Source organism: Scytonema sp. NUACC21 (genome assembly GCF_054684315.1).
Genome location: NZ_BAAFZH010000071.1, coordinates 14,358 through 27,881, shown reverse-complemented (window position 1 = coordinate 27,881; position 13,524 = coordinate 14,358). Strand labels below are relative to the sequence as shown.

Annotated in this window: 9 protein-coding genes; 7 read left to right on the top strand and 2 right to left on the bottom strand. The window is 41.9% G+C overall.

The window, feature by feature from the left end; translation table 11 throughout:
• The first annotated feature begins 22 nt into the window (after positions 1-22).
• The 5 genes from ACYRY3_RS13320 (at position 23) to ACYRY3_RS13300 (ending at position 5,370) form a co-directional block, all read left to right on the top strand.
• A complete protein-coding gene (locus ACYRY3_RS13320) occupies positions 23-748 on the top strand; it encodes a carbonic anhydrase (protein ID WP_460202134.1) in 726 nt (241 codons plus the stop codon).
• A gap of 74 nt (positions 749-822) precedes the next feature.
• On the top strand, positions 823-1,281 hold the full coding sequence (locus ACYRY3_RS13315; RefSeq protein WP_460202133.1) for a M67 family metallopeptidase: 459 nt from the start codon (positions 823-825) through the stop codon (positions 1,279-1,281).
• A 270-nt stretch (positions 1,282-1,551) separates the two neighbouring features.
• Complete coding sequence (moeB, locus tag ACYRY3_RS13310) at positions 1,552-2,724, top strand: molybdopterin-synthase adenylyltransferase MoeB (RefSeq protein ID WP_460202132.1); 1,173 nt, start codon at positions 1,552-1,554, stop codon at positions 2,722-2,724.
• Between the two features lie 323 nt (positions 2,725-3,047).
• Complete coding sequence (locus tag ACYRY3_RS13305; protein WP_460202131.1) at positions 3,048-4,049, top strand: M48 family metallopeptidase; 1,002 nt, start codon at positions 3,048-3,050, stop codon at positions 4,047-4,049.
• A gap of 325 nt (positions 4,050-4,374) precedes the next feature.
• Positions 4,375-5,370, top strand: a complete 996-nt coding sequence (locus tag ACYRY3_RS13300) for a M48 family metalloprotease (RefSeq protein ID WP_460202130.1) — start codon at positions 4,375-4,377, stop codon at positions 5,368-5,370.
• A gap of 164 nt (positions 5,371-5,534) precedes the next feature.
• Here the strand turns inward: ACYRY3_RS13300 and ACYRY3_RS13295 are convergent, their stop codons facing one another.
• Entirely contained in the window at positions 5,535-7,202 is a 1,668-nt protein-coding gene (locus tag ACYRY3_RS13295) for an acetolactate synthase large subunit (protein ID WP_460202193.1), read from the bottom strand.
• A gap of 113 nt (positions 7,203-7,315) precedes the next feature.
• Complete coding sequence (locus tag ACYRY3_RS13290; RefSeq protein WP_460202129.1) at positions 7,316-8,683, bottom strand: NAD-dependent succinate-semialdehyde dehydrogenase; 1,368 nt, start codon at positions 8,681-8,683, stop codon at positions 7,316-7,318.
• Between the two features lie 268 nt (positions 8,684-8,951).
• Here ACYRY3_RS13290 and cas3 point away from each other — a divergent pair, with 268 nt between their 5' ends.
• Together cas3 and cas10d are read left to right on the top strand one after the other, a co-directional pair.
• The gene (cas3, locus tag ACYRY3_RS13285) at positions 8,952-10,490 is read left to right on the top strand and encodes a type I-D CRISPR-associated helicase Cas3' (RefSeq protein WP_460202192.1); all 1,539 of its coding nucleotides are present in this window, start codon (positions 8,952-8,954) and stop codon (positions 10,488-10,490) included.
• 71 nt (positions 10,491-10,561) lie between these two features.
• Entirely contained in the window at positions 10,562-13,498 is a 2,937-nt protein-coding gene (gene cas10d / locus ACYRY3_RS13280) for a type I-D CRISPR-associated protein Cas10d/Csc3 (protein ID WP_460202128.1), read from the top strand.
• Positions 13,499-13,524: the final 26 nt, after the last annotated feature.

Genomic DNA, 13,524 nt, shown 5'->3' with positions numbered 1-13,524 from the left:
ATTCATTTACTGAGAGAGATTGATGAGTCGAATAAATGGATTTGTAGGGCGTCGTAATTTTTTGCTGGGTGTGGCTGGCTTTGCCACTAGCGGTAGTTTACTTTGGTACCAACGACAAACTTCTTTGCTACAAGCAGAGGCTGCAGGTACAAATCCAGTCAATCCCAATCCAGTTAATCCTCAGCAAGCTTTAAAACGATTGCTGGATGGAAATAAACGATTTGTAAATCAAAAACGTAAGTATCCCGACCAATCGCTAAAGCGTTTACAGTCGCTAGCAAAGGGTCAGTATCCTTTTGCATCAATATTGGGCTGTGCAGATTCTAGGGTACCAGCAGAAATTATCTTTGACCAAGGGCTTGGAAATTTGTTTGTTGTGAGAGTTGCAGGTAACGTCGCCAGTGATATGGCTATCGGAAGCTTGGAATATGCGACATCGGTTTTGGGTTCCCAGCTTATAATCGTTTTAGGTCACAGAAAATGCGGCGCAGTTCTAGAGGCGCTTAAAGAAAAGCCAGCACCTGGTAGGATTGGCTTGATTGTTGAGGGTATTAGACCGGGTGTCGAAAAGGTGAGGTTAAGCAAGGGTAATGTTCAAGAGAATGCGATCGCAGCTAACATCAAATATCAAGGAAACAAATTGCAAAGCAAGTCAGTGATTTTGGCTAGACTTATCCAACAGGGAAAACTACAAATTGTAGGTGCTTGTTACGACATTGATACGGGTAAAGTCTCTATTGTTGCTTGATTGGCAGCTTGTGTAGCGGATGTAGCGGCTAAGATATTCATGTGCCGTCAAGTCCGTTCTCTCATCATTACCCAATGATTCAACTTAGCCCACAACAGCTGCAAACCATCTACTCACACGCTGAAAGCACTTACCCAGAAGAGTGCTGCGGTCTACTGTTAGGTTCTCTAGCAGGGGAAGCAAAAACCGTTGTAGAAGTCATACCAACAGAAAATGCTTGGGGTTCAGAGGCAGCCGACCCTTTTGGGGATAGTACAGCAAGTAAACGGCACAGATATACAATCGCTCCCCAAGTCATGTTACAAGTACAAAAACAGGCACGCGATCGCCAACTCAATATTATAGGTATTTATCACTCCCATACCGAAAATCCGGCGATTCCCTCAGAATTTGACCGTGAGTACGCTTGGCAAGAGTACTCATATATCATTGTTTCTGTAAAAGGAAGCAAAGCTACTGACGTGAAAAGTTGGGTTTTGGACGACCACCATCAATTTCAGCAAGAAGGTCTTGAACTAGTACACCAAGGATGAAGGATGAAGGATGAAGGCTCAAGGATGAAAGTGACAGCCTTCCACTGGAAGCTCGATCGGGATTTACAATGATAGCCTTATTTCTGCCGATGCGTACTAGATAGTGGGGAACAGAAAATAGAAAAAAATAAGAATATAAGTCTAACATTGAAAAGCTCAATAGATAATTATCAATTTGTAATGTTTTATTCACCACTCGCCATTCACGACTCCCCAATGCTCCACAATTTTCGGTAGGATAATAAATCCGCGCTTCCTCATCAAACTGCTATGCTCAATCCCAATCTGGATGAAATCCAGCTGACAAGAGAAGAATACGAAAGGTACTCCCGCCACCTCATTTTGCCAGAAGTGGGGCTGGAGGGACAGAAACGCCTAAAAGCTGCTAGTGTGTTGTGTATCGGTACTGGTGGTTTGGGTTCGCCACTGCTTCTGTATTTAGCAGCAGCAGGTATCGGACGCATCGGTATTGTAGATTTCGATGTTGTTGATACCTCTAACCTACAACGCCAAGTCATTCACGGCACTTCCTGGGTAGGCAAACCCAAGATTGAGTCTGCAAAAAATCGCATTCACGAAATCAATCCTCACTGTCAGGTTGATTTATACGAAACTCGGCTGACTTCGGAAAACGCTCTCGATATTATCAGACCCTACGATATTGTGGTGGATGGGACTGATAACTTCCCCACACGGTATTTGGTCAATGATGCCTGCGTATTGCTAGACAAGCCCAACGTCTACGGTTCTATTTTCCGTTTTGAAGGGCAAGCGACAGTGTTTAACTACGAAGGCGGACCCAATTATCGCGACCTTTACCCCGAACCACCACCACCAGGAATGGTTCCTTCCTGTGCAGAAGGTGGTGTACTGGGAATTTTGCCAGGGATTATTGGAGTCATCCAGGCTACCGAAACTGTGAAAATTATTCTTGGCAATGGGACAACCTTAAGCGGGCGATTGCTGCTTTACAATGCTCTAGATATGAAGTTCCGGGAATTAAAACTGCGCCCCAACCCAGTTCGCCCGGTGATTGAAAAGCTCATAGACTACGAACAATTCTGCGGTATCCCACAAGCCAAAGCACAAGAGGAGAAACAGCAGATGGAAATTCAAGAAATGACGGTGCAAGAGTTGAAGGAATTGCTCGATAGCGGTGCAAAAGATTTTGTGTTGCTAGATGTCCGCAATCCTCATGAGTACGAGATTGCTAAGATTCCTGGTTCCGTTTTGATACCGTTACCGGATATTGAAAACGGTGATGGAGTGACTAAGGTGCGGGAATTGGTCAACGGTCATCGATTGATTGCCCATTGTAAGATGGGTGGACGTTCTGCAAAAGCTCTCAACATTCTTAAAGAAGCTGGAATTGAGGGTATCAATGTGAAGGGTGGAATCCAAGCTTGGAGTAAGGAAATCGATCCATCAGTGCCAAGTTACTAAGCAACAAATTTGGCAATGGATAACATAACGGATGTAACGGATAAGTTACTTGTAAGACTCACAAATTAACAATCCGCTATATCCGTTAGAAAACTCGACAAAACAAATATTTACTAAATTATAGTAATTCTGTGTTTTTATATACTTGCAATTAACTGGAAAGTGCGATCTGCCGAAGGCAGTAGCGAAGCTATCGCAGTAATTTTACGTAAGGTAAATATAAAATTAGTATAAAACAAGTATAAAAGTGTAGATACAAGACTAGTTTTGTAGAAAAATATACTATAAACAAAGCTTAAAAAATGGGTTTTGGTAAATAACCTATGCTTAACTGGAAAACAAGGTTTCTTAGTATCAGTTCTTTGTGCCTACTTTTATTACCTCATGCTGTTCTTCCTGTAGAGGCTAAACCTGCCACACAGAAAAAACCTGCAACAACAAGCACAGGCGTATACGAGCGAGCAAAAAAGGAGCTTCCTCCAGACTTTTACGCTCTTTACCGCATTGTAGAGCGGATTGCACGTGCTAATGGAATGGATAATAGTCCTTGGCGCATTGTTGCAGTTCCCAAGTATGATATCAATGCCTTTGCTACCGATGTAAATTTAATTGCTATTTACGACGGTATTCTTGACCAATTAGCTGGTGATTCCTCTGCATTGGCTTGTGTCGTTGGACATGAGATGGGACATCATGTTAAACGTCACATTGCTGTTGGCGAAGCTAGAAAAGCTGAATTGATTGCAAAAATCAAGGAAGAAGCCGAGAAAGAGGTTTTAGGTGAAAAGAGGGCTGCAACCTCAGAGGCTACAGCAACAGCAGTTGGAGGTGTGGTTGCAGATAGTGTAATACCTGGATCTGTTGGTAACGTTGTTGGCAATATTTTAGGAAATCAAAGTCAAAACAGGGTACGAAAAGCTCAAAAACGTATCAATGAAATTGTAGCTAAAAAAACGCAAGAGTTAGAGCAACGCCTTGCACTGCAAAACCGAGAACAAGAATTTGAAGCTGATGAATTGGGCTATATAACTTCTGTTAAGGCAGGTTTTGAACCAGAAGGATGCATAAGAGCGATGGAGGTTCTTGCAAGAACTCCTGGTGCTGAATTTGATACCACTCATCCAGCAGTACCCAAGCGAATTGAAGCGCTAAAAACTTTAACTGCAAAATACCCACCTCAGACTTTAGTACGAGAGGGTGAAGCTAACATATCTAAAACGTCCCCTTTGACCTACGACCTTTCTAGGGATAAGGCATCTTTACGGATTAACTCCCGCCGTGGAGGTTCAGTTGTTGATGATATAGATAGAAGATTTGGAAAATAATTAACTAGGGAACGCTTAATATAGCAATCCTAAGTTATTCGTGAAAAACTCTAAGTACTCTAGGTAGGGCTAAAGCCCATCAACAGTTTGATATGGTGGGCATTACTTACTTTATATGGATTTCAAAAATGAAATAAGATTCTTATTTTTACGTAATAACACTCATTTTGCTGATGATAACTAAATCCATATACGCTTAATTATCAATAATATCTAGTAACAGCTAAATTTATAGAGAATTTTTCAATTGTGTAATTTTATTTACGGGAATTTCTTTGTCTAAGAGTATAAAAGAAATGTCGCTGAGGCATTCTTGTTATTTATTATGCTTACTTGGAAAACTAAATTTCTCACTATTAGTTCCTTATGCTTACTTTTATTTTCCAGTCATCTGCCAGTTCAGGCGCAAACGGATGCTGAGAAGAAGCCAATCCCAACAGATGGTATCTACCAACAAGCAAAAGACAAGCTACCTTCGGACTTGTATGCTATTTACCGTATTGTCGATAGAATTGCTCGCGCTAATGAAATTGACAATCGTCCTTGGCAAGTGAAGATTGTTGCGAAATATGGCACCAGTGGCTTGGCTAATGAAGAGAATCTCATAACTATTCATAATGGGGTTTTGAACCAATTGGTTGGTGATTCCTCTGCACTGGCTTGTCTGGTTGGTCATGAGGTGGGTCATTCTGTAAAGCGCCATACCTTTGTTGGGGAGGCTCAAAAATCTCAATTGATTGCCAAAATTAAAGAGGAAGTAGAACAGGAAGTTTTGGGAAATAGGAAAGCTTCCACCACGGAATCAACAGTGACTCAGGTTGGAGGTGCGATCGCAAACCATGTATTGCCTGGGTTTATTGGTAACTTGATCAACGGTGTTTTGGAAAGACGAAATACAAACCGAGTGCAACAAGCGGAGAAACGTGTCAACGACCTTGTTGCTCAAAAGGCAGAAGATTTGGAGAAACGCCTTGCAGAACAAAGTAAAGAACAAGAATTAGAAGCCGATCGAATGGGCTATATAACCTCTGTCCGTGCGGGTTTTGAGCCAGAAGGATGTTTGCGGGCGATGGATATTCTTGCTAAAACCCCTGGATTTGAATTTGATTCCAATTATCTACCTGCATCGACAAGGATTGAGGCATTAAAAGATTTTATGAAAAAATACCCTCCTCAGACTTTGGCACAGGAGGGCGAAACTCGAATCTCTGCAACTCAACCTTTAACCTACGATCTTTCTCCGAATGGGGAGTTACTAAAAATTAACTCCCGTCATGGTGCTTCAGTCGCAGATGATATTGATGCTAGGTTTGGGAAATGAGAGTGGTTAGTGGTTAGTGGTTAGTGGTTAATGGTTGGGGGTTGCGGGTTAGTTCTTTTCTGCTCTAAGTATATTTTTGTAGGTAGGGTTATGGCGCACAACAGCTAACTAACGGTGGGCACTGCCCACCCTACTACTAACTACTAACCATTAACACTTCACTTTTACAGAGCACAATTTAATTCACCAGCTTTTTGGGTAAAGCGGCTGTTTTCCCGATAGTCTACGCGGCAATCTATGACAGCGGGTACATCTTGCATGAGGGCGTCTTTAAGCATGGGAACCAAATCCGTAGTGCTTTCAACGCGGTAGCCTTTCAGTCCCATGCTTTCTGCAAATTTGACAAAGTCGGGATTGCCAAAATGTACAAAGGATGAACGACCTTTGCCAAAGTGGTTTTCTTGCTTCCACTCTATTAACCCGTAGCCACCATCATTAAAGATGAGGGTGACAAAGGGTGTCCCAACGCGTAATGCAGTTTCCAGTTCCTGACAGTTCATCATAAAGCCACCATCGCCGGTTGCCGCAACAACTTTGCGATCGGGATAGACGAGTTTTGCGGCTAATGCACCGGGAATCGCAATACCCATTGCGGCAAAGCCATTGGAAATAATGCAAGTGTTGGGGCTGTAGCAGTGATAGTGGCGGGCTATCCACATTTTGTGTGCGCCAACATCAGAGATGACAATATCTTCTGGCCCCATGACTTGCCGCAAATCATAAATTAACATTTGTGGCTTAATGGGGAATGCATCATCATTTGCATACTGTTCGTAATCAGCACGAATATTTGTCCGCAAGCTGATAGCGTAAGGATTGGGTTTACCCTGCCTATCTGCGACTTTTAATATTTCTAAAAGTGAATCAGAAATATCCCCTACAACTTCTACCTTAGATGCATAACTACTATCAATTTCTGCAGGAGTTGTTGCAATGTGAACAACGGGAATTTTGCCATCAGGGTTCCATTTCTTAGGGGAGAATTCTATTAAATCGTAGCCGATGGCAATCACGAGATCGGTATTGGAAAAGCCACAGGTAATGAAATCTCGCTGCTGCAATCCTACTGCCCACAGTGCCAGGGGATGGGTATAGGGAATAACGCCTTTGCCCATGAATGTATTGGCAACAGGTATGTTTAACTGGGTGGCAAATTGCGTGACTGCATCGCTGGCTTGAGCGCGAATTGCCCCATTTCCTACTAGAATTATGGGATTAACTGCTTGGGAAATAATGGCTGCTGCTGCTCTAATACTGGCAAAAGATGCAAAGGTTTTTTCTATTTTGTCTTTATGCAATGGTTTACCATCTACAGGCATAGCAGCTATGTTTTCCGGCAAATCAATGTGTACTGCACCTGGTTTTTCACTTTGTGCCCGCTTAAACGCTTTTCGCACTAGTTCTGGTGTAATACTTGGTCGTACAATTTGTTTGCTCCATTTTGTAACGGGGGCGAACATCGCTACCAAGTCCAGGTATTGATGGGATTCAATGTGCATTCTATCTGTTCCCACCTGTCCGGTGATGGCAACTAATGGCGCACCATCTAGGTTAGCATCTGCTACCCCTGTCATTAAGTTTGTTGCCCCAGGACCGAGGGTAGAAAGGCACACACCGGCTTTTCCTGTTAAACGTCCGTAGACATCTGCCATAAAAGCCGCACCCTGTTCGTGACGGGTTGTAATAAATTGAATTGAAGAATGTTTGAGGGCTTCTAAAACGTGCAGGTTTTCTTCCCCAGGGAGTCCAAAAACATATTGCACTCCTTCATTTTCCAAACATTGTACTAATAGTTCAGCCGTGTTCATATTTTTATTATTCCTCTGGGTTATGCAGCGCTCGGTGACGGTAACTAGTTATCAGCGATTGGTTACTGATGAATGACTTGGTAACTTGTGACTGTTAACTGGTGGCTGGTCACTGTTCGTTGATTATGAGTGGTTTGTTATTTGACCCACACAGTTTTAACATTGACAAACTCATGTATACCTTGGATACTCAGTTCCCTGCCATATCCAGAACGCTTGATACCACCAAAGGGCAATCGGGGGTCAGACTTTACCATTCCGTTGATAAAGACCGAACCTGCTTCGATTTCCTCTATAAGGCGATCGCGTTCTTTAGAATTGGTTGTCCATGCACTGGCACCTAAGCCAAACGGTATATTATTTGCTACCTTAATTGCGGCATCAATATCCGCTACTCGGAATAGCATTGCCACCGGGCCAAAAAACTCTTCCTTTGCCATCGGATTCTCTAGAGAAACATCCGTCAGCACCGTGGGAGGGTAGTAGTTACCAGGTCTATCTAATAAAGGATGCCCACCTATGAGAACTTTTGCTCCGTTTTTAACACAAGCATGCACTTGTTGATCTAAATCCTGAAGAATATCGGGGGTTGCTAAAGGTCCCAAATCGGTATCTGGTTCCATTGGGTCGCCCACTTTCAACGCTTGGAATTTGTCTAGCACCAACTTTTCAAACTTATCTGCTACTGCTTCGGCAACAATAAAGCGTTTCGCTGCAATGCAGGATTGCCCGTTATTTAACATCCGTGCTGAAGTTGCTGTGGTGGCTGCTGCTTCTAGGTCTGCACTTTCTAAAACAATAAATGGATCGCTCCCTCCGAGTTCCAGAACTGTTTTTTTAATTTGTTTTCCTGATGCGACAGCTAAACTTGCCCCTGCGGGTTCGCTGCCGGTTAATGTCGCTGCTTTGATGCGATCGTCTGCCATTAAGTCAGCTACTTTAGCAGCACCTATCAGCAGAGTTTGAAACACTCCTTTTGGGAATCCTGCCCGTTGTATAATTTCTTCTATAGCTAAAGCACACTGTGGTACGTTAGAAGCATGTTTGAGTAGCCCCACATTCCCTGCCATTAAAGCGGGTGCAGCAAATCGGAAGACTTGCCAAAAGGGAAAATTCCAGGGCATGACGGCAAGTATTATACCTAAAGGTTGGTAACGTACAAAACTGTGACTGGCATCGGTTTTGACAGTGACGTCAGCCAGGAATTGGGCAGCATGTTCGGCATAGTAGCGACAGACAAGAGCGCATTTTTCTGTTTCTGCGATCGCTGCAGTGAAAGGCTTGCCCATTTCTAGCGTCATCAGTTTGGCATATTCTGCTTTTTCTTGCTCTAGAATGTCAGCAGCTTTTTGCATCCAAGATGCTCGTTCTTGAAAACTAGTCTTCCGGTACTGCTCAAAAGCTTGTTGTGCCAAATCTAGTTTTGTGGCGATTTCTACATCGTTTATTGGCTCAAAAGTTTTGACCAACTCCCCTGTTGCGGGATTAATGGTGGCAATAGCCATGACCTGACCTCCCGTTAAAAATTTACTTGAGGTAGCACCGCTGTATTACATATATCAATTGCGGGACTTATGAATAATTGTAGTCTTTCAATAAATACTCATTTTGCTTATATTAAAATTTCGCAATTAAAATTGAAACAAATTATACATAAGTAATGTGTACTTATGCCTACAAACCTCAAGAAGTAAATGTGCATTTCATTTTAATTGTCATTTGTCATTGGTCATTTGTCCTTTGTCATTGGTCATTTGTCCTTTGTAGTTTCATATTTTTGGCAGCCATCAAGAAACTGCTGCTTTAAATAGTTTGGCTTTCATTCGCCGCAGCCAAGAAAATCAACCTCGTCCCAGACGGTTTTTGTTTACTTCAGCAACACCAAAAGCCGATTTTATCGAACAACTACGCAAAGCTGGTTTTAAGGTGGCTTCGGTTGAGGGGGTTTATGCCAGTGAGGAAACGCCTGGGTTTCGACAAATTCTGCAGGCTGTAGAGTTAGAGTTTGTGGAATTACCAAAAGACAAAGACACCTTGACCTGGTTAGAGGAAATGGTTCCAACTCTTCAGCAAATTCTGAATGGGGAGTCAAAAGCGAGGGGCTTGATTATTGTCAATTCGGTGGCAAAAGCCGGTCAGGTCACTCGTTTACTACAAGCTTTATTACCGGGGGTGATTGTTCGAGAAATTAGCGGACGTGTTGACCGTCAACAAAGATTGCAGGTGCAAAATGACTTGAAAGATTCCAGCCAACCAGTTCTCGTAGTCGGTACTTCTGCTGTTGATGTTGGCGTTGATTTTAAGATTCACCTGTTGATTTTTGAAAGTAGCGACTCTGCAACAGTGATGCAGCGTTTGGGACGTTTGGGGAGACATCGCGGTTTTAATAAGTACGCGGCATTTATTTTGATTCCCGGTCATACTCCTTGGATTGTGGCACGACTGCAAGAAAAACTGACTCCCGAGCAAACAGTCACGCGGGATACTTTAGCAGATGCGATCGCTTATGCATTTGACCCACCCAAGGAATTTCAAAAATATCGCAAGCATTGGGGTACATTGCAAGCCCAGGGAATGTTTTCGCGAATGACTCAAGAGAATCGGAAAGTCAGCGAACAGGTGCGCGATCGCATGACCGAAGATTTGCAGCGCATTTACTCCCAAGATTTTGCGTCAGCATACAAACAATGGTTTGCGATGCAAAATAATCCTGTTGGTAAAGCAACCCAAAAAGAACTTCTACGCTTCAGAGGAGGTTCAACCCTACAAGCCGCCGTTTGGGATGGCAATAATTTTTACACTTATGACCTGCTGCGACTCTTACCCCATGCACGAGTTGAAATTATTAACCGCGAGACATTTTTAAACGGAGTTCTTCAATCTGGACGGGGGGAAGAAGAATTTCCTGATGAATTTATCAATGTTTATCTTCACATTCAGGAATGGTTGGATAAGCGAGTGGACAATCTTAGCTTGCACTGCAACCGAAACAGCAGCGAGTTACCAATTGGCGAACTTTATTTAATAGATAAGTTAAGTTTAGTTGGCGATTTGCAAGCTGATGTCGTTAAGTGCTTGCACCACAAGAAATTACTCACCTTTTTAGTTCCAGTTAATAAAACTAAACTCAGCAGTCATTGGGAAGTCAGCCGCACTCTTAACCTCAGCCCTTTATTTGGTTTGTATCGCTTGGTTGATGCTAGCGAACAAGCTTATGCCTGTGCTTTTAATCAAGATGCTTTACTTTTAGAAGCTTTAAAGTGGCATTTGAAAAAATTTACCAGCACCCGATTTGAATCTTCCATCTTTTGATTTTTACCACCAATATGTACGGGCGCAAGGCATTGCACCCCTACCAACCACTAATCACTAACAACCTTTTCATGTCTACGCTTCTGCAAACACTGCTCATCGAAACTTTACCAGAAGATACAGACCCAATTTTGCGTTTGTATATCGAGAAGTTACTACCACAACTAGAACGGGAATTTAGTTTCATTTCAGCTTTAGGCGGTTCTTATGAAGCACATTACCAATTATTATCTCAGCTTGGTGACTCCTTTGCTCAAGAAAACGCTCAAAAGTGGTCGAATCGTGCAGACCAAAATTTATTGGTTCACGTTCTTAATGGCTTACTCACCGCTTGGAACATTAGTAAATATTTACCTCAACCCTTATCAGATGTTGAAAAATATTTACTTTGTTTGGGATTAACCCTGCACGACTACAACAAGTATTGTAACGGACAAGGAGAAGCAACACCGAAAAATTGGCAAGTCGAAGAAATTATTAATGTCTGCCGAGATTTAGGAGAAAAACTTGAATTTCAATTATTTTGGTCGGAATGGCAAGACTATTTACCAGAAATTGCTTACTTAGCACAAAACACTCAAAACAAAGCCAGTACAAATATTTACCCTGCCAACTGGCCTGTTCCTAAAATTAAAGACCGCCGACGTTTAGAAATTCCCTTGCGTCGTCTGCTTGCTTTTGGCGATATTGCAGTGCATTTCAGCGACCCAGCAGATATAGATACTCAAACCGGAGGACAACGACTGCGGGAACAACTGCGATTTTTAAATATTAACAAAAATTTGGTTTATCATCGCTTGCGAGATACTGTAGGTATTCTCAGCAATGGTATTCATAATGCTACTATTCAGTTTGCTCAAAAACTTGGCTGGGAACCCATTTTGTTCTTTGCTCAGGGTGCCATCTATTTAGCACCAATGGATAATGAAACTCCAGATATTAACAAACTTCAAGAATTTATTTGGGGTCAAGTCAGTGGAATCTTAGCTCATAAAATGATGGGAGGAGATATTGGCTTTAAGCGAGACGGAAAAGGCTTAAAAGTTGCACCACAAACCTTAGAATTATTTTCTCCAGCAGAACTTATTCCCAAACTACCACGAGTTATTGAAGTTAAAGTTGCAAATAGTAAAGATCCTGCAACACCCAAACGTTTGGAGAAGTTACCTTTAACTGAAACTGAAAGAGAATTTCTCAGCAAAGGTGCAGATATCCGTGCCGATAAGATTGCCGAATTTATTTTTCTAACCCAAAAAGAGTTTTTTGGGGAGTCCCCAGAATATATAAACTGGATGCTCAATACTTTGGGTATAAGCGACAAAATATCACCAGAACAAACACAAGTACAATCGGGAGGCGTAAATTATGGATGGTATCATGCTGCAGCTTACTATATTGCGACTCATGCCACTTTAAAACCAGAAGATTTATCGGAATCTCTTGAAAAATGGGCAGAAGATTTAGCAAATTGGGCAAGTGAGAATAACTTACTTTCCTCACATTCAAGCCCTATCCGGGATATTTTCTACGATTACTTAACTCAATATCTAGAAGTCAAAGGATGGGAAAGCACTTCCACCTCATTTGATACTGAATTTACAGCTTATGCCAATGCAAAAACTAAGGTAGCGAAACAACCTATCTGTTCCTTAAGTTCTGGCGAATTTACCTCAGAAGACCAAATGGATTCGGTGGTTTTATTTAAGCCACAGCAATATAGCAATAAAAATCCTCTTGGAGGCAGACAAATCAAACGCGGTATTTCCAAAATATGGGCTTTGGAAATGCTAATGCGACAAGCTTTTTGGTCAGTTCCAGCAGGAAAATTAGAAGAACAACAGCCTGTCTTTTTATATATCTTTCCTGCTTATGTTTATTCTCCTCAAACTGCTGCTGCTATTAAATTGTTAGTCTTCAATATGAAGTTGATAAATTTGTGGGATGTCCGCAAGCAGTGGCTGGAGAATAAGATGAGTATTCATGCTTTGCAATCCGTTCCTTGGTTGAGTGATGAAGCAGAAATAGGACGATTTCAAAGGGATAAATATGCGAAAGAAGACTTGCCTTTTATGGCAATGAGCTACACAACAACACGAGGCAAAACAATCACTGATGCATGGGTACAACCTGCTTTTCTCGCTTTATCGCTTCCCATATTACTGGGAGTTAAGGTCATAGCAACTAGTAGTTCCGTTCCGCTTTATAACAGTGATAGTGATTTTAAAGAGTCAATAGTTCTCGATGCACCCGCGTCATTTTGGAATTTACTTGGGTTATCTAATTCATTGCGAATTCAGGATTTTCAAAATGCAATGCAGCGGCTTTTGATTGCATACAGCCTCCATTTGGAAACTCGTAGTTCTCCACCAGATGCCAAATGGCGAGATTTGATTAAAACAGTTCGGGAGGTGACAACAAATGTACTCAATATTTTTTGTTTGGCAGCAGAAGGTTTACGACGCGATAAACGCGATATACCCAGCCAGGAAGAAGTTAGAAGGTATTGGCAATATGCCCAAACCTGGGTAGGAAGTCATAGCAAATTACAAGAGAATTCAAAGCAAAATGGAGGCATTTATCTCATGAAGTTAATTGAAAAGCTGGTACAGCAATACCGCGTGTTTTATCAAGCCAGTCTCAGTGAATCCAGTCATACGATTTTACTTCCTTTATCTAAAGCTTTGGAAATGATTTTGTCAGTTCCCCAGCAAGTTGATGTTGATGATTTAATTTTGCAAGCTTCGGGACAAATTCAAGATGCTTTAGAGCGTCAAGAAGTTTATAAACGTCCTCTAATGATGGATAAATCATTGGATAAAGCCACAAGACAAGAGCGAGAATTAACAGCAATTCATGCTTTTATGACGACTTGTGTACGCGAACTTTTTCTTGACCTTTATAAAGGCGATCGCGCTTTATTACAAGAAAATCGCAACCGCATTAAATCTGGAGCAGAATTTGCCTATCGTTGGTTAGTTTTGCAAGAAAAATCTGCTAAAGCGTCCTAATTTTCCAAGTCACAATTCAAAATACT